This window comes from Pseudomonas aeruginosa (assembly GCF_001457615.1).
In the GTDB taxonomy this organism is placed as follows: Bacteria; Pseudomonadota; Gammaproteobacteria; order Pseudomonadales; family Pseudomonadaceae; genus Pseudomonas; species Pseudomonas aeruginosa.
Genome location: NZ_LN831024.1, coordinates 5,892,846 through 5,908,831, shown reverse-complemented (window position 1 = coordinate 5,908,831; position 15,986 = coordinate 5,892,846). Strand labels below are relative to the sequence as shown.

15 protein-coding genes are annotated in these 15,986 nt (G+C 66.2%); 6 read left to right on the top strand and 9 right to left on the bottom strand.

From position 1 onward, the window contains the following. Positions 1-9: 9 nt before the first annotated feature. The 3 genes from gshA to AT700_RS27090 all read right to left on the bottom strand — a co-directional run bounded on the left by gshA (position 10) and on the right by AT700_RS27090 (position 4,540). The gene (gene gshA / locus AT700_RS27100; RefSeq protein ID WP_009877231.1) at positions 10-1,593 is read right to left on the bottom strand and encodes a glutamate--cysteine ligase; all 1,584 of its coding nucleotides are present in this window, start codon (positions 1,591-1,593) and stop codon (positions 10-12) included. Between the two features lie 206 nt (positions 1,594-1,799). Next, on the bottom strand, positions 1,800-2,162 hold the full coding sequence (locus AT700_RS27095; RefSeq protein ID WP_042115369.1) for a PaaI family thioesterase: 363 nt from the start codon (positions 2,160-2,162) through the stop codon (positions 1,800-1,802). Positions 2,163-2,200: 38 nt separating this feature from the next. Further along, complete coding sequence (locus tag AT700_RS27090) at positions 2,201-4,540, bottom strand: Tex family protein (RefSeq protein ID WP_012614659.1); 2,340 nt, start codon at positions 4,538-4,540, stop codon at positions 2,201-2,203. 188 nt (positions 4,541-4,728) lie between these two features. Between AT700_RS27090 and amgR the strand changes: the two genes are divergently transcribed. Then, positions 4,729-5,472, top strand: a complete 744-nt coding sequence (gene amgR / locus AT700_RS27085) for a two-component system response regulator AmgR (RefSeq protein WP_003096259.1) — start codon at positions 4,729-4,731, stop codon at positions 5,470-5,472. A 94-nt stretch (positions 5,473-5,566) separates the two neighbouring features. Beyond that, positions 5,567-6,886: a two-component system sensor histidine kinase AmgS gene (gene amgS, locus AT700_RS27080; RefSeq protein WP_003096258.1), complete on the top strand. Its 1,320-nt coding sequence runs from the start codon at positions 5,567-5,569 to the stop codon at positions 6,884-6,886. 76 nt (positions 6,887-6,962) lie between these two features. Here amgS and AT700_RS27075 read toward each other — a convergent pair whose 3' ends face one another. The 3 genes from AT700_RS27075 to AT700_RS27065 all read right to left on the bottom strand — a co-directional run bounded on the left by AT700_RS27075 (position 6,963) and on the right by AT700_RS27065 (position 9,548). Further along, on the bottom strand, positions 6,963-7,886 hold the full coding sequence (locus AT700_RS27075) for an LD-carboxypeptidase (protein WP_048521733.1): 924 nt from the start codon (positions 7,884-7,886) through the stop codon (positions 6,963-6,965). A 190-nt stretch (positions 7,887-8,076) separates the two neighbouring features. Further along, positions 8,077-8,982: a 30S ribosomal protein S6--L-glutamate ligase gene (rimK, locus tag AT700_RS27070; RefSeq protein WP_003096254.1), complete on the bottom strand. Its 906-nt coding sequence runs from the start codon at positions 8,980-8,982 to the stop codon at positions 8,077-8,079. Positions 8,983-9,113: 131 nt separating this feature from the next. Next, entirely contained in the window at positions 9,114-9,548 is a 435-nt protein-coding gene (locus tag AT700_RS27065) for an ATP-dependent zinc protease (protein WP_003146534.1), read from the bottom strand. A gap of 209 nt (positions 9,549-9,757) precedes the next feature. Between AT700_RS27065 and AT700_RS27060 the strand changes: the two genes are divergently transcribed. After that, a complete protein-coding gene (locus tag AT700_RS27060) occupies positions 9,758-10,153 on the top strand; it encodes an RNA-binding S4 domain-containing protein (protein WP_003120401.1) in 396 nt (131 codons plus the stop codon). A 37-nt stretch (positions 10,154-10,190) separates the two neighbouring features. Here AT700_RS27060 and AT700_RS27055 read toward each other — a convergent pair whose 3' ends face one another. Next, positions 10,191-10,994, bottom strand: coding sequence for a phosphatase PAP2 family protein (locus AT700_RS27055; RefSeq protein WP_003096247.1), 804 nt, complete (start codon positions 10,992-10,994; stop codon positions 10,191-10,193). Positions 10,995-11,106: 112 nt separating this feature from the next. Here AT700_RS27055 and hslO point away from each other — a divergent pair, with 112 nt between their 5' ends. Both hslO and AT700_RS27045 read left to right on the top strand, forming a co-directional pair. Next, positions 11,107-12,000 carry an Hsp33 family molecular chaperone HslO gene (gene hslO / locus AT700_RS27050; protein ID WP_048521732.1) on the top strand — a complete coding sequence of 298 codons (894 nt, stop codon included), beginning with the start codon at positions 11,107-11,109 and terminating at the stop codon, positions 11,998-12,000. Positions 12,001-12,115: 115 nt separating this feature from the next. Continuing rightward, the gene (locus tag AT700_RS27045; RefSeq protein ID WP_003100068.1) at positions 12,116-13,657 is read left to right on the top strand and encodes a phosphoenolpyruvate carboxykinase; all 1,542 of its coding nucleotides are present in this window, start codon (positions 12,116-12,118) and stop codon (positions 13,655-13,657) included. A gap of 57 nt (positions 13,658-13,714) precedes the next feature. Here AT700_RS27045 and AT700_RS27040 read toward each other — a convergent pair whose 3' ends face one another. Next, positions 13,715-14,071 carry a hypothetical protein gene (locus AT700_RS27040; protein WP_003109981.1) on the bottom strand — a complete coding sequence of 119 codons (357 nt, stop codon included), beginning with the start codon at positions 14,069-14,071 and terminating at the stop codon, positions 13,715-13,717. 253 nt (positions 14,072-14,324) lie between these two features. On the opposite strand from AT700_RS27040, the gene AT700_RS27035 reads away from it, so the two are divergent. Beyond that, the gene (locus AT700_RS27035) at positions 14,325-14,927 is read left to right on the top strand and encodes a nitroreductase family protein (protein ID WP_003100063.1); all 603 of its coding nucleotides are present in this window, start codon (positions 14,325-14,327) and stop codon (positions 14,925-14,927) included. A gap of 14 nt (positions 14,928-14,941) precedes the next feature. On the opposite strand, the gene AT700_RS27030 is transcribed toward AT700_RS27035, so the two are convergent. Beyond that, complete coding sequence (locus tag AT700_RS27030) at positions 14,942-15,850, bottom strand: LysR family transcriptional regulator (RefSeq protein WP_003096239.1); 909 nt, start codon at positions 15,848-15,850, stop codon at positions 14,942-14,944. Between the last annotated feature and the right edge of the window lie 136 nt (positions 15,851-15,986).

Below are 15,986 nucleotides of genomic sequence, written 5' to 3'. Positions count from 1 at the left end.
CGGCTTGGCTCAGTTGCTGATCAGGCCGAGGATGCTCGCCTGGTAGGCGGCGACGAAGGTATCGAAGTCGCCATCCTGGTCGCGTTCCAGCTCCGTCTGTTCGGCCAGGGAGTCGCTGGCCATCTTCTCGAAGCGCGCCTGCTCTTCGGCGGCCAGCGGATGCTGGCGGAAATACTCCGCGTGTTCGCGGCTCTGGCGCAGGGAGAACGCTTCGAAGCTCTCGCCGCGCTCGCGCATGACCTTCAGCACCTGCGCCGAAGGCGTCAGTTCCGCATCGGCCACCTTCGCCCGCTGCGCTGCCAGCGCCGCCGCGTGGGCTTCGCCGCCGCGCGCGCGGTCGAGCAGCGCCGCGGTGTCGGCGATTCGTTCGAGCAGCTCGTTCGCCCAGACCTGCAATTCCACCGGCTGGCCGCGACGTTGCAATTGCAGGCCCGGCCGCCTGCCTTCCTTGACCACGGCGAGGAAGTTGTCGGTGGCGTCGCTGCACTCGCCGTTCAGCAGCGGGCTGTCGCTGAACGCGCAGAACAGCAGGAAGGCGTCGAGGAAGCGCGCCTCGTCCAGGTCGATGCCCAGCGGCAGGAACGGGTTGATGTCCAGGCAGCGCACTTCCACGTACTGCACGCCGCGAGCGGCCAGGGCCTGCACCGGACGCTCGCCGGTGTAGGTGACGCGCTTTGGCCGGATGCTCGAGTAGTACTCGTTCTCGATCTGCAGGATGTTGGTGTTCAGCTGCACCCATTCGCCATCCTGCTTGGTGCCGACCTTCTCGTAGGGCGGGTAGGGCGTGCTGACCGCCTGGCGCAGGCTGTCGATGTAGCTCTGCAGGTCGTTGTAGCAGGGCGTCAGGCCGGCCTGGGCGTTGTTCTGGTAGCCCAGGTCGCTCATCCGCAGGCTGGTGGCGTAGGGCAGGTAAAGCGTGTGTTCGTCGAGGCGCTCCAACTGGCTCGGGCGGCCACGCAGGAAGCCGGCGTCGAGGGCCGGCGAGGCGCCGAACAGGTACATCAGCAGCCAGCTGTAGCGGCGGAAATTGCGAATCAGGGCGATGTAGGCGGCGGACTGGTAGTCGCGTTCCGACAGCTCGCTGCCTTCGGCCTGGCGCAGCAGCGGCCAGAGCCTCTCCGGCAGGGAGAAGTTGTAGTGGATGCCGGCGATGCACTGCATGGTCTTGCCGTAACGCAGCGCCAGGCCCTTGCGGTAGACGTACTTCAGGCGGCCGATCAGCGAGCTGCCATAGCGGGCGATCGGGATGCTCTCCTCGTCCGGCAGCTCGCAGGGCATCGATGGGCTCCACAGGTATTCGCCGTCCAGCTTCGAACTGGCGAAGCGGTGGATGCGCTCGAGATCGGCCAGGGTGTCGGCGACGTCGGTTTCCGTGGGCGTGATGAACTCCAGCAAGGCCTCGGAGTAGTCGGTAGTGATCTGCGGATGGGTCAGGGTCGAACCCAGGGCCCGGGGGTGGGGGGTGAGCGCCAGCTTGCCGTCGCTATCGACTCGCAGGCATTCGCGCTCGATGCCATGCAGGCACTCGGTCAGCAGGGGCAGGTTGGCTGCGGCGCCGAGCAGAGCCAGGCGGCGGGAGAGAAGATCGCTCAAGTCGGGATTCCTTGTGATCGCGTCCCAGATCGGTCGCCCCAATATGAGGGTGGACCGAGCGGTCTACAAGAGGGAGGACGTAAATGCGTTTTCGCTTCGTCCGGGGGCCGGTCGCCGCGCCTTCGGCGGGAGCCGTCGAGGCGGGCGCCCGGCACGGATCGGGATCGCCGTTGCGCGCCACTCTGCCGCATGGCGGCCGCGCCGGTTTACAACTGGGCGAAGGTACCTTGTCCTTTCGCGACCAGTTTGTCGCCTTGCCGCACCTCGGCTTCCACCACCAGGCTGCGGCGCCCGGCATGGAGGACGCGGGCGACGCAGCGCACCTCGCCGTCGGCGACGGCGCGGATGTAGTTGATCTTGCATTCCAGGGTGACGCTCTGGCGGTCGAAACCATGGGAACTGGAGCAGGCCAGCCCCATGGTCACGTCCATCAGCGAGAACAGCGCGCCGCCATGCATGACCCCGCCGCGGTTGCGCAGGTGCGCGGCCATCGGCAGGCGTACCTCGGCGACTCCGTCGCCGAGGCTGACCGGGTCTAGGCCGACCAGTTCGCTGTAGGCGCTGATCATCTGCTCGCGGGCGGGCATCTCGCTCATGGACGGCTCCGTCACTTCTTCTTCAGTTGCTTGGCGTTGGCGAACAGCGCGGCCATGGCGTTGTTCGCCGGCGGCGCGCTCTGTCCGCGCGGGGCGCCACGCTCCTGGCGCGGCTGGCCGCTGCCGGCGGGACGCCCGCCGCGCTGGCCTTCGACCTTCTCGCCGGGGGTGTCGCTCATGCGCATGGACAGGCCGACACGGTTGCGCGGGATGTCCACTTCCATGACCTTGACCTTGACGATGTCGCCGGCCTTGACCACTTCGTACGGATCCTTGACGAACTTCTCGGACAGCGCCGAGATGTGCACCAGGCCGTCCTGGTGGACGCCGATGTCGACGAATGCGCCGAAGTTGGTGACGTTGGTCACCACGCCCTCCAGGACCATGCCCGGCTTGAGGTCCTTGAGGCTCTCGACGCCTTCCTGGAACTCTGCGGTCTTGAACTCCGGACGCGGGTCGCGGCCGGGCTTGTCGAGTTCCTTGAGGATGTCGGTGACGGTCGGCAGGCCGAAGGTCTCGTCGGTGAACTTCTTCGGGTCGAGGCGCTTGAGGAACGCCGAGTCGCCGATCAGCGAGCGGATGTCGCGCTCGGTGTCGGCGGCGATGCGCTGCACCAGCGGATAGGTCTCCGGGTGCACCGCCGAGGCGTCCAGCGGGTTGTCGCCGTTCATCACGCGGAGGAAGCCGGCGGCTTGCTCGAAGGTCTTCTCGCCCAGGCGGCTGACTTTCTTCAGCTCGTCGCGGGTGCGGAACGCGCCGTTGGCGTCGCGGTGCGCGACGATGTTCTGCGCCAGCGTCGAGTTGAGGCCGGAGATGCGTGCCAGCAGGGCGGCGGAGGCGGTGTTGACGTCGACGCCGACGGCGTTCACGCAATCCTCGACCACCGCGTCCAGGCTACGCGCCAGCTTCAGCTGGGACACGTCGTGCTGGTACTGGCCGACGCCGATCGACTTGGGCTCGATCTTCACCAGCTCCGCCAGCGGGTCCTGCAGGCGACGGGCGATGGATACGGCGCCGCGCAGGGACACGTCCAGCTCGGGGAACTCCTTCGCCGCCAGTTCGGAGGCGGAATACACCGATGCGCCGGCCTCGCTGACCATGATCTTGGTCAGCTTCATGCCCGGATATTTCTTGATCAGTTCGCCGGCCAGCTTGTCGGTTTCGCGGCTGGCGGTGCCGTTGCCGATGGCGATCAGCTCGACCTGGTGCTTGGCGCACAGCGCGGCGAGCACGGCGAGGGTCTGGTCCCACTGGTTCTTCGGCGCATGCGGGTAGACGGTGGCGGTGTCCAGCAGCTTGCCGGTGGCGTCGACCACCGCGACCTTGACCCCGGTGCGCAGGCCCGGGTCGAGGCCGAGGGTGGCGCGCGGGCCGGCCGGGGCGGCCAGCAGCAGGTCGTGCAGGTTGCGCGCGAACACGCTGATCGCCTCGTCCTCGGCGCCGTCGCGGAGCTCGCCGAACAGGTCGGTTTCCAGGTGGGTATAGAGCTTGACCTTCCAGGTCCAGCGCACCACCTCGGCCAGCCACTTGTCGGCGGCGCGGCCCTGGTTGGACAGGCCGAAGCGCTGGGCGATCATGACTTCGCATGGGTGCAGGGTGCCCGGCGCTTCCTCGCCGACCTTCAGCGAGGCGCTGAGGACGCCTTCGTTGCGTCCGCGGAAGATCGCCAGGGCGCGGTGCGACGGGGCGCTTTTCAGCGGCTCGTCGTGTTCGAAGTAGTCGCTGAACTTGGCGCCTTCCTGTTCCTTGCCGGGGACCACGCGGGCGGTCAGGGTCGCTTCGTTCTTCATGAACACGCGCAGCTTGTCGAGCAGCGTGGCGTCTTCGGCGAAGCGCTCCATGAGGATGTACTTGGCGCCTTCCAGCACCGCCTTGACGTCGGCGAAGCCTTTCTCGGCGTCGACGAAACGCGCGGCCTCGCTTTCCGGGACCAGGGTCGGGTCGTCGAACAGTGCGTCGGCCAGCGCGCCGAGGCCGGCTTCCAGGGCGATCTGGCCCTTGGTGCGGCGCTTCTGCTTATAAGGCAGGTAGAGGTCTTCGAGACGGGTCTTGGTGTCGGCGAGCTTGATGTCGCGGGCCAGTTCGGGGGTCAGCTTGCCCTGTTCCTCGATGCTGGCGAGGATCGCGCCGCGGCGTTCTTCCAGTTCGCGCAGATAGCGCAGGCGCTCTTCCAGCATGCGCAACTGAGTATCGTCGAGGCTGCCGGTGACCTCTTTGCGGTAACGGGCGATGAAGGGAACGGTGGAGCCTTCGTCGAGCAGGGCGACGGCAGCGGCGACTTGCTGCGGTTGAACGCGGCCGGAGGGCAGTGCGGAGAGCTCTTCGGCGATACGGGTGTTGATGCTGTCCATTGATCCACCTGGTAAAACGAACGAAAACGGGCCGTGTAGACAACGCCCCGCCGCAAAAGCGCCGCATTATACCTGCCAAGTTTCGCCTTGGAGGGCGGCTGGTCGGGGAAAAATCTGCTAACAATGGACAGTCCGGCCCAGCCGCTACCTGGGCGATAATGCCCGCCTGACTCATTCTGGGAGTTTCTATGTCGAACCCTGCCGCCCTGGCCGAAGGTGAAAAGATCCTCGTCGTCGACGACGACGCCCGCCTGCGCCGCCTGCTCGAACGTTTCCTCGACGAGCAGGGCTACCGCGTCCGCGCGGTGGAGAACACCGAGCAGATGGATCGCCTTCTATCCCGCGAACTGTTCCAGCTGGTTGTGCTCGACCTGATGCTTCCCGGCGAGGACGGCCTCACTGCCTGCCGCCGCCTGCGCGAACAGAACAACCAGGTGCCGATCATCATGCTCACCGCCAAGGGCGACGAGGGCAGCCGCATCCAGGGCCTGGAACTGGGCGCCGACGACTACCTGGCCAAGCCGTTCAACCCGCGCGAACTGCTGGCGCGGATCAAGGCCGTGCTGCGCCGCCAGGCGCCGCTGGTGCCCGGCGCGCCTGCCGGTGCCGACGAGGTGGTGACCTTCGGCGACTACCAGCTGTTCCTCGCCACCCGCGAACTGAAGAAGGGCGACGAGGTACACATGCTGACCACCGGCGAGTTCGCCGTGCTCAAGGCCCTGGTGCAGCACGCCCGCGAACCGCTGACCCGGGACAAGCTGATGAACCTCGCCCGTGGCCGCGAGTGGGATGCCCTGGAGCGTTCCATCGACGTGCAGATCTCGCGCCTGCGCCGGCTGATCGAGCCGGATCCGTCCAAGCCGCGCTATATCCAGACGGTCTGGGGCGTCGGCTACGTGTTCGTGCCGGACGGCAACGCGCGCAAGGCCTGAGTCTCCGCGCGGCCGGTGCAGCGATGCACCGGCCGCGTCGTCTTACCCGCAACAGGCGTCGGCCCCGTCCGCCGGCGCGCAACCGGTCCGATCGATGAAAACGCCGCTCTGGTTCCCGCAAAGCTTCTTCGCCCGCACCCTCTGGCTGGTGCTGATCGTCGTGCTGTTCTCCAAGGCGCTGACCCTGGTCTACCTGCTGATGAACGAGGACGTGATCGTCGACCGCCAGTACAGCCACGGCGCGGCGCTGACCATCCGCGCGTTCTGGGCTGCCGACGAGGAGTCGCGCGCGGCCATCGCCAAGGCTTCCGGCCTGCGCTGGGTGCCGAGCAGCGCCGACCAGCCCGGCGAGCAGCACTGGCCGTACACGGAAATCTTCCAGCGGCAGATGCAGATGGAGCTGGGGCCGGACACCGAGACCCGCCTGCGTATCCACCAGCCGTCGCAGCTCTGGGTGCGCGCACCGAGCCTCGGCGAAGGCTGGCTGGCGGTGCCGTTGTATCCGCATCCCTTGCGTGGCCAACGGATCTGGAGCGTGCTCGGCTGGTTCCTCGGCATCGGCCTGCTCTCCACCGCCGCCGCCTGGATCTTCGTCCGCCAGCTCAGCCAGCCGCTCAAGCGCCTGGTGGTCGCCGCCCGCCAGTTCGGCCAGGGGCGCAGCGTGCGCCTGCCGCTGGGACCGGAGACGCCGAGTGAAATGGCCGAGGTGTATCGCGCCTTCAACCAGATGGCCGAGGACATCGAGCAGGGCGGGCGCGAACGCGAATTGATGTTGGCCGGTGTCTCCCACGACCTGCGCACCCCGCTGACGCGCCTGCGCCTGTCGCTGGAGTTGCTGCCGGAGAGCGAACGGGAGATGGTCGAGGACATGATCCGCGACATCGAGGACATGGACGCGATCCTCGACCAGTTCCTCGCCTTCATCCGCGACGGCCGCGACGAGCCGGTGGAGGAGGGCGACCTGACCGACCTGGTGCGCGAGGTCGTGGCGCCGTTCAACCAGACTCGCGAGCAGGTGCGCATGGCCTTGCAACCGGTACCGGCGATGCCGTTGCGGCGTGTGTCGATGAAGCGTCTGCTGGGCAACCTGATCGACAATGCCCTGAACCACGGCGGCGGTTCGGTGGAGGTGGCCAGCTACGTGGCCGGCGAAAGCGCGGCGCCCTACGTGGTGCTGAGCGTGCTCGATCGCGGCCAGGGCATCGATCCCGCGGAAGTGGACAGCATCTTCAATCCCTTCATCCGTGGCGACAAGGCGCGTGGCGGCAAGGGCACCGGCCTCGGCCTGGCGATCGTCAAGCGCATCGCCGCCCAGCACGGCGGCAGCGTCGAACTGCGCAACCGCGATGGCGGCGGCCTGGAAGCGCGGGTCTGCCTGCCGTTGGGGTTGCTGCTGCCGCGCGGCGCGGCCTGATACCTGACGGGTTTGTGCCGTTCCAGCGGCACTTCCCGCCCCCTCTCGCGCTTACGGAGAAGGGCGCGCCCCGTCCCTACCAGCGCAACCGGTTTCCCTCGAGCACCGCGGTCTTCCCGTAAGGCCAGGCTCGGTTCTGCGCACCATGCCCGCTGGGCAGGTGGTGGTAGAGCGGCACCTCGATGGCGGCGGCGTATTCGCCGAAGATCCGCTCCAGGCTGTGGGCGACTTCCTTGCGCGGGCAATCGGTGAACGAGCCCAGGCAGATCGCGCCGAGCTGGCGCGCGTCGATGCTTTCGAGCAATTGCCAGAGGCTGCGCTCCAGGCGGTAGTAGGGTTCGCCGACGTCCTCCAGGGCCAGGATCGACCCCGCCGGGGCGTGCAGGCCGCCGAGTGTGCCGGCCATGCAGGCCAGGGCGGTGAGGTTGCCGCCGATCAGCGCGCCTTCGACGCGTTGCTTGTGTCCGCCGAGGTGCTGCACCGGGAGTTCATGGTCGATTCCGGCCAGCAAGCGGCTGACCGAGGCCAGAGAGGCTAGCCGCTCCTGCTGCTCGCGGGGGGCGCTCAGCGGCGACAGACCGAGTCCGGTGGCCACCGGGCCGTGGATCGCAGGCAGGCCGTGGCGGTGGAAAGCGCTGAGCAACACCGAGATGTCGGAGAAACCGATCAGTGGTCGCGGAGAGGCCGCCTGCAGGCGCCCCCAGTCCAGGCCCGGCAGCAACTGGCCGCAGCCGTAGCCGCCGCGCAGGCACCAGACCGCGGTGATGTCCGGCATGTCGAAGGCGTTGTGCAGGTCTTCCAGGCGCTGCTCGACCGTCCCGGCGAGGTAGCGGTAGCGGGCTTCGACGTGGCGGCCGAGATGGTAGTCCACGCCGTGCACTTCCAGTTGCCGCAGGGTCGCCTCCAGCACGTCGGTGGCGATGGCCGAGGCTGGCGCGATCAGCGCCACCCGGCCGTCGATGGGCTGCCAGGTCTGGTCGGAGGAAGGACGAGAGGTCATGCGGCGATTCCGTGAAGCGTCAGGAAAGGATTCGAGTGCCGGAAGAGCCCAGGGTTCGGCGGGGTTTCCGGCATCGGTTGCGGCGGTGCTTCATTCAAGCGTGGCATGGACCTTCTGTCGAGGCCGGGATCGCCAGCGTAATGCGGTGCGTCCGATGGGCTGGGACAACGCATGCGTTGTCTGGTCCGGCTCACCCCTTTCCCTTCGTCCTGGCCAGGTGGGGGCCGCCGTTCTTTTCCAGGTACTGGATGATGATCCCGGCGATGTCCTTGCCGGTGGTGGATTCGATACCTTCCAGGCCCGGCGAGGAGTTCACCTCCATTACCAGCGGACCATGGTTGGAGCGCAGGATGTCCACCCCGGCGACGTTCAGGCCCATCACGCGGGCGGCGCGGATGGCGGTCATGCGTTCTTCCGGGGTGATCTTGATCAGGCTGGCGCTGCCGCCTCGGTGCAGGTTGGAGCGGAACTCGCCGGGCGCTGCCTGGCGCTTCATCGAGGCGATCACCTTGTCGCCGACCACGAAGCAGCGGATGTCGGCGCCGCCGGCTTCCTTTATGTACTCCTGGACCATGATGTTGTGCTTGAGTCCCATGAAAGCCTCGAGCACCGATTCGGCGGCCTTCTCGGTTTCGCAGAGGACCACGCCGATGCCCTGGGTGCCCTCCAGCAGCTTGATCACCAGCGGTGCGCCACCGACCATCTCGATCAGGTCCGGGACGTCGTCCGGGGAATGAGCGAAGCCGGTCACCGGCAGGCCGATGCCCTTGCGCGACAGCAGTTGCAGCGAGCGCAGCTTGTCCCGCGAGCGAGCGATGGCGACCGACTCGTTGAGCGGGAACACGCCCATCATCTCGAACTGGCGCAATACCGCGCAGCCGTAGAAGGTCACCGAGGCGCCGATGCGCGGGATCACCGCGTCGAAGCCCTCCAGCGGTTGTCCCCGGTAGTGGATCTGCGGCTTGTGGCTGGCGATGTTCATGTAGGCGCGCAGCGTATCGATGACCACCATTTCATGGCCGCGCTCCCGCCCGGCCTCCACCAGGCGACGGGTCGAGTAGAGCCGGGGATTGCGCGACAGCACGGCGATTTTCATTCAGCACCTGTGGATGGGTTGGACCGGCTGGCGGGCAGCGGCGGCGAGGCTGTGGGTTGTCGTCGCGGCAGGCATCGGACCGGCCGTTTCGGGAATGGATGGAGGTTGGACAGGTGCTGCCGGCGAATGGCTCAAACCGGGCTCCCGTCGAGCAGGTCGATGCTCGTCGCCGCGGGCAGGGCGGCCGGCGACTCGGGACGATCCTGGACGTAGGCCAGGGCCGGGTTGACCACCAGTTGCCCGGCGATCAGCGCCTTGGAGCCGAGCAGCACGCGATAGCGCATGGACTTGCGGCAGGCCAGGGTGAACTCTACCGGCCACATGCGATCGCCCAGCGCCAGGGTGGTGCGGATCACGTAGCGGGTCTGGGCCTGGCCGTTGGAGCTGCGAATGCTCTTGCGCGCGACCATCGGCGCTTCGCAACGGTGCCGGCGCTGCACCAGCGTGCCGAGGTGGGCGGTGAAGCGCACCCACTTCTCGCCGTCGCGCTCGAAGGGAACGATGTCCGATGCATGCAGGCTGGAGGTGCTGGCGCCGGTGTCGATCTTCGCGCGCAGCCCGACCATGCCCAGTTCGGGAAAGGCGATCCACTCGCGCAGACCGATGACGGAAAGCTGGTCGAATGTCTTCACGGGTAGGCATTCCAGGCGTTTTGCCGGCATTCTAGCAGGGCTATGGGCGGCCGCCAGGCGGCTGCCCGAGGATGCCGAAGACGAACCTAGCGGCTGTCGATGACCGTCGCGAGACAGCGGCGGAACGAATACGGGAAATGCCAGTGAGCGAGAAAGACGACGACAAGGTGCGCCTGGACAAGTGGCTCTGGGCGGCGCGCTTCTTCAAGACCCGGGCGCTGGCCAAGGCCGCGATAGAGGGCGGCAAGGTGCATTGCCGGGGCGAGCGGTGCAAGCCGAGCAAGGAACCCAGGGTAGGGGAGGAGTTGACCATTCGTACGGGCTTCGACGAGCGAACCGTGACCATTCGCGCGCTTTCCGTAGTCCGGCGTGGCGCGCCGGAGGCCCAGGCTCTCTACGAGGAAACCGCGGACAGCGTGGCAAGCCGCGAGCGCGCGGCGGCCATGCGCAAGGCCGGGGCGCTGGGCGTACAGACAGAGGGGCGGCCGAGCAAGAAGCAGCGGCGGCAGATCCACCAGTTGCGCGGCGGCCAGGACTGAGAAGCGCCGGTCTCCCGCAGGGGAGACCGGGATGGCCTCAGGCCGAGTCGCGGACCACGCCGAGGCGGCCGATCAGCGGCAATTTCGCCAGCAGGCGGAACAGCGGTTCGGTCACCTGCACCAGCCAGCCGCTGGCCTTCGCCGCCAGCGGTGTGTAGCAGCCCCAGGCGAGGGCCAGCAGGGCCATCTGCAGGCCGCCGATGTAGTCGTCCTGGCCCCAGTGCGCGCCGGCTACCAGGCGCGGCATCATGAACAGCACGGCCAGGGTCCAGATCAGCAGGAACTGCCCGGCGCGGCGAGCGAACAGCGACATGAACAGCGCCCAGACCAGCAGCACCGAGGCGTGGTCGCCGGGGAAGCTGCGCTTGGAGCGGTCCTTGATTTCCCACACGCGTTCCCAGTCCGGGAAGTGGTCGCTGAGGTGGATGGCCTTGTCCATCAGCATCGACAGGCTGGCGTGCTGCCAGTGCAGATGGTGGGCGATCTTCGCGTAGAGCACGCGGATCACCACCAGGATCAGCAGGGTCACGATGAAGCCGAAGGTCAGCCGCCGTACCTGGTTCGCCGGCAGCAGCCAGTCGCCGCGAATCAGCAGGCAGAGCAGGATCACCCCGACCACCGCGTCGAACGGTCGGGTACTGAGCAGGCCCCAGAGTTTCAGCCAGGTTTCGTTGAGGGCGAGGGAGCCGTTGAGCTTGTCGAAGAGCCAGAAGTCGAAGCCGTTCATCAGCTCGCGGGTGGGGCCCCAGAGCCACAGGATCAGCAGCAGGAGCGCCAGAAGATGACAGGTGGCGAACTTGCGCCATTGCCAGGCCGCTTGGAACGGAGAGGCATTATCCATAAAATCGTTTCCCCCTATCGGCGCCGGGTCGGCGTACGACTGTCACGAAGCGCGCTTTTATAGGCCTTTGTCACTCACTTGTCATTCCCTCATTCGTAGCGTTGTGTCCCGCATGTCCCATTCAGATCAGAGCCAGCGTTTCCTTTTCGACGATACCGACGTGCGCGGCGAGATGGTCGATCTCGAGCGCAGCTACAGCGAAGTGCTGGCCAAACATCCCTATCCGGAACCGGTCGCGCAGCTGCTCGGGGAGATGCTCGCGGCGGCCTCGCTGCTCTGCGGCACGCTCAAGTTCGACGGCCTGCTGGTATTGCAGGCGCGCTCCAGCGGCGCGGTTCCGCTGTTGATGGTGGAGTGTTCCAGCGACCGCCAGGTGCGTGGCCTGGCCCGCTATTCGGCGAAGTCCATCGGCGCCGACGCCGGCATGCAGGAACTGATGCCCGAAGGCGTGCTGACCCTCACCGTGGACCCGGTCAAGGGCCAGCGCTACCAGGGGATCGTCGCCCTGGAGGGGGTGAACCTGGCGGAATGCCTGTCCAACTACTTCGCCAGCTCGGAACAGCTGCCGACCCGTTTCTGGCTCAACGCCAACGGCCGCCGCGCCCGCGGCCTGCTGCTGCAGCAGCTTCCCGCCGACCGCCTGAAGGACCCCGAGGCCCGCGAGGCCAGTTGGCAGCACCTGACCACCCTGGCCGACACGCTGACCGCCGAAGAGCTGCTGGCGCTGGACAACGAGACCGTCCTGCACCGCCTCTACCACGAGGAAACCGTGCGCCTGTTCGAGCCGCAACCGCTGGTCTTCCATTGCAGTTGCTCGCGGGAACGTTCGGCCAACGCCCTGGTCAGTCTCGGGCAGGCCGACTGCGAGCGGCTGCTCGAGGAGGAAGAAGGCTCGATCAGCATCGACTGCCAGTTCTGCAACCAGCGCTACCTGTTCGACGCCTCCGACGTCGCCCAGTTGTTCGCTGGCGCTGGCAGCCAGGGGCCTTCCGAGACCCGCCACTGACGATTTTTCATCCAGCGGGCTTTTCTGGCATAATCCCGCCACTTTTTTCCTGTAGTGAGTTTTTTGAAGCGCTACGAAGTTTGGAGGACTCGGCCTCTGGCCGACGGGGAACCACATGACGCAAGCCAACAACGCCGTGTACACCGATATCAGCGCCGCCCAACTGGTAGAAGAAGCCATTCGCCGCGGTGAGGGCGAACTGGCCGCCAACGGCTCGCTGGTCGTACGTACCGGCCATCGCACCGGCCGTTCGCCGGTCGACCGTTTCATCGTCGAAGAGCCGAGCACCAAGGACGCGATCGCCTGGGGCAACATCAACCGTCCGTTCCCGGCCGACAAGTTCGATGCGCTGTGGGCCCGCGTGGAAGCGTTCAACAACGCCCAGGACCATTTCGTTTCCCATGTTCATGTAGGTTCCGCCGAGGCTTACTACCTGCCGGTGAAGATGACCACCGCTACCGCCTGGCAGAATCTGTTCGGCCGTTGCCTGTTCATCGAGCCGGAGCAGTACAACCCGGCCGGCAAGGACGAGTGGCAGGTCCTCAATGTCGCCAACTTCGAATGCGTGCCCGAGCGCGACGGCACCAACTCCGACGGTTGCGTGATCCTCAATTTCGCCCAGAAGAAAGTGCTGATCGCAGGCATGCGCTATGCCGGCGAGATGAAGAAAGCCATGTTCTCCGTGCAGAACTTCCTGCTGCCCGAGCGCGACGTGCTGCCGATGCACTGCGCTGCCAACATCGGCGAAGCGGGCGATGTGACCCTGTTCTTCGGCCTGTCCGGCACCGGCAAGACCACCCTGTCCGCCGATGAAAGCCGTTACCTGATCGGTGACGACGAGCACGGCTGGGGCGAGGGCGTGGTGTTCAACGTCGAAGGCGGTTGCTATGCCAAGTGCATCGACCTGTCCGAGAAGAACGAGCCGGTCATCTGGAAAGCCATCAAGTTCGGCGCCGTGCTGGAGAACGTGGTTCTCGACGAAGAGCGCGTGCCCAACTACGCCGATGACAGCCTGACCCAGAACAGCCGCGCCGCCTACCCGCTGGAGCACGTCGAGAAGCGTTCGGAGAAGAACCTCGGCGGCGAGCCCAACGCGGTGATCTTCCTGACCTGCGACCTGACCGGCGTACTGCCGCCGGTATCGATCCTGAACAATGAGCAGGCGGCCTACCACTTCCTGTCCGGCTACACCGCGCTGGTCGGCTCCACCGAGATGGGTTCCGGCGGCGGTATCAAGTCGACCTTCTCCACCTGCTTCGGTGCTCCTTTCTTCCCGCGTCCGGCCGGCGTCTATGCCGAGCTGCTGATCAAGCGCATCAAGGCCTTCGGCTCCAAGGTCTACCTGGTCAACACTGGCTGGACCGGCGGTGGCTACGGCGTCGGCAAGCGCTTCAACATCCCGACCACCCGTGGCGTGATCGCGGCGATCCAGAGCGGCGCGCTGATCGGCGCGGAAACCGAGCACCTGGAGATCATCAACCTGGACGTGCCGAAGGCCGTTCCGGGCGTCGAGACCAATCTGCTCAACCCGCGCAACACCTGGGCTGACAAGGCTGCCTACGACGAGGCGGCGAAGGGCCTGGCCAAGCAGTTCATCGAAAACTTCAAGAAATTCGAGGTTTCCGATGCGATCAAGGCCGCCGGCCCGCAGCTGTAAGCCACGTTTCGGCACCATGAAAAAACCGCCTTCGGGCGGTTTTTTCATGGGCGAACGTCAGGGGTAGGTGACGGTGATCAGGTAGTTGCCGGAGCGGCGACCGCTTCCTGCCAGCTCATAGCGCGCCGAGAAATCCCGTTCACCGATGACCGTATCGCTGGGTTGCAAGTGGCGCACCTCGCCGGTCTTCATCGAACGGATGCTGACATCCGCGGTGCGCGCCTGCATGGGACAGCCACTGAGGTGGAAACTGCCCTTGCTTTCGTCTTGGCGGGGAGCGCTCATCGAGCATGGTGGCTCGACAATGGCGCCGGTGAAGCGGATGACGCCGCTGATGCTGCCGGGGGCGGCGAACAGGTTGCTGGAAGTTCCTACAAGAAGACCGAACAAAGCCAGTTGGCCCATCCTGTTCATGAGCTTACTCCTACGTGAGTTCATCCTTATTTTTCTGCGTTCGTGCGTCCCGGGAGGGGCCCTCTCCCAGACGCTGGCATTGGAGTGGAATATAGGACAATTCCTTAGGAAAATTCCTTCCTAGGAATAGTCCTAGTCTTAATTCTGTAAGTAGCTGCTGTGGGGCTGCGTCGGATTTATTGAAGTCTGGTTTATCTTCTCGCCAATGCCCTAGAGTGGGTGCCCCTTTGTTCCCTCGCAGTGGATTTCCCCCATGCATATCGAAGACGCCGTTCGTAGTCGCCGTGCCATCAAGGGCTACGACTCATCCTTCAGCCTGACTCGCGAAGAGAAGGACCATCTCCTGGACCTGGCGCTGCATGCGCCTTCCGCCTTCAACCTGCAACACGTGCGGCTGGTCGAGGTCAGCGATCCGCAATTGCGCGTGCAGTTGCGTGAAGTGGCCTGGGACCAGGCGCAGGTCACCGACGCGGCGATGCTGGTGGTGGTGTGCGCCCAGCTCGACAGTTGGGAGCGCAACGCGCAGCGGGTCTGGGACGGTGCTCCCGAGGCGGTACAGGCGTTCATGGCAGGCGCCATCGACACCTACTACCGCGGCAAGCCCCAGGTACAGCGCGACGAAGCCATGCGCAGCTGCGGCCTGCTGGCGCAGACCCTGATGCTGGTCGCCCGCGGCCAGGGCCTGGATTCGTGTCCGATGGATGGTTTCGACTTCGATGCCGTGGCCCGGCTGATCAACCTGCCGGACAACCATGTGATCGGCCTGATGGTCGCGGTCGGGAAAAAGGCCGTTGAACCCTGGCCGCGCAGCGGCAAGCTGCCGCGGGAAGAACTGGTCATTCGCGACCGCTTCTGACTGCCCGGATTCCCCTAGTCCGGTCCGGCGGCCCCGACCTGGCGGATCTGTTCGACCAGCCATTGCAGGGCGATGTCGCGTTCGCGCTGGGCCAGAAACACCAGTTCCAGGTGGAACGGGCCGAGGTCGAACGGCAGGTCGAACGATTGCAGGGGCAGCAATCGTTCGAAGTAGTGCGCCAGTTGTCGCGGCAGGACGCCGACCAGGTCGCTGTACGCGGCGATGTGCGCTGCCTGCAGGTAGTTCGGCGTGGTGTAGGCCACTTGCCGCTTGAGCCCCTGGCTGCCCAGCCACTGGTCGACCATCCCCTTGGTCTGCCCGCCGTGCACCCACAGGTGCTGCAGCTCCAGGAAGGTGGCCAGGTCGGGAGCCTGCGCCAGCAGCGGGTGCTGACGCCGGGCGACCAGTTGCAGGGTCTCGCTGGCCCAATGGCGGCGCTGGAAGCGCGCCGGGACGTTTTCGAAGCGGCCTAGCACCAGGTCCAGTTCGCCTTTGTCCAGCGCCTCGGCCGGCAAGGTCGGGGTCAGGTGCTGGATGGCGATGGAGATTCCCGGCGCCCGCTCACTCAGGCGGCGCATCAGGGCGGGCATGCAGATCAGTTCGACGTAGTCGGTCACCGCTACGGTGAAGCGCTGCCGGCTGCGCCCCGGATCGAAGCCCTCGCCGTCGCCCAGGCTCTGTTCGATCTGCCGCAGCGCCGCGCGGATCGGCGCTTCCAGCGCCAGCGCCCGGGGCGTCGGCTGCATCGCACGACCGGCGCGGACCAGCAGCGGGTCGTCGAGCAGCTCGCGCAGGCGGTTCAGCGCATTGCTCACTGCCGGCTGGCTCAGCGCCAGGCGCTCCGCCGCGCGCGAGACGTTGCGTTCGCGCAGCAGCGCGTCAAGGACGCGTAGCAGGTTGAGGTCGAAGGTTTGGATATTCACTGCCTGAATTCCAGCTATCACAAGACTAAATTTCAAAAATAGTACGACCTTCCCCTAAGGTAGTGGTCGCTTTTTGTGCGGTCGGACTGCCCCAGGTTTCGTCCACCGTTCCTCCTGCGCTCGCTACAACGAGGAC

What these genes read in the sequence shown, in the direction of transcription:
- AT700_RS27095 (WP_042115369.1), bottom strand. Translation starts at nt 2,162, where the DNA reads ATGATCAGCGCCTACAGCGAACTGGTCGGCCTAGACCCGGTCAGCCTC.
- AT700_RS27090 (WP_012614659.1), bottom strand. Translation starts at nt 4,540, where the DNA reads ATGGACAGCATCAACACCCGTATCGCCGAAGAGCTCTCCGCACTGCCC.
- amgR (WP_003096259.1), top strand. Translation starts at nt 4,729, where the DNA reads ATGTCGAACCCTGCCGCCCTGGCCGAAGGTGAAAAGATCCTCGTCGTC.
- amgS (WP_003096258.1), top strand. Translation starts at nt 5,567, where the DNA reads ATGAAAACGCCGCTCTGGTTCCCGCAAAGCTTCTTCGCCCGCACCCTC.
- AT700_RS27075 (WP_048521733.1), bottom strand. Translation starts at nt 7,886, where the DNA reads ATGACCTCTCGTCCTTCCTCCGACCAGACCTGGCAGCCCATCGACGGC.
- rimK (WP_003096254.1), bottom strand. Translation starts at nt 8,982, where the DNA reads ATGAAAATCGCCGTGCTGTCGCGCAATCCCCGGCTCTACTCGACCCGT.
- AT700_RS27065 (WP_003146534.1), bottom strand. Translation starts at nt 9,548, where the DNA reads ATGGTCGGGCTGCGCGCGAAGATCGACACCGGCGCCAGCACCTCCAGC.
- AT700_RS27055 (WP_003096247.1), bottom strand. Translation starts at nt 10,994, where the DNA reads ATGGATAATGCCTCTCCGTTCCAAGCGGCCTGGCAATGGCGCAAGTTC.
- hslO (WP_048521732.1), top strand. Translation starts at nt 11,107, where the DNA reads ATGTCCCATTCAGATCAGAGCCAGCGTTTCCTTTTCGACGATACCGAC.
- AT700_RS27045 (WP_003100068.1), top strand. Translation starts at nt 12,116, where the DNA reads ATGACGCAAGCCAACAACGCCGTGTACACCGATATCAGCGCCGCCCAA.
- AT700_RS27040 (WP_003109981.1), bottom strand. Translation starts at nt 14,071, where the DNA reads ATGAACAGGATGGGCCAACTGGCTTTGTTCGGTCTTCTTGTAGGAACT.
- AT700_RS27035 (WP_003100063.1), top strand. Translation starts at nt 14,325, where the DNA reads ATGCATATCGAAGACGCCGTTCGTAGTCGCCGTGCCATCAAGGGCTAC.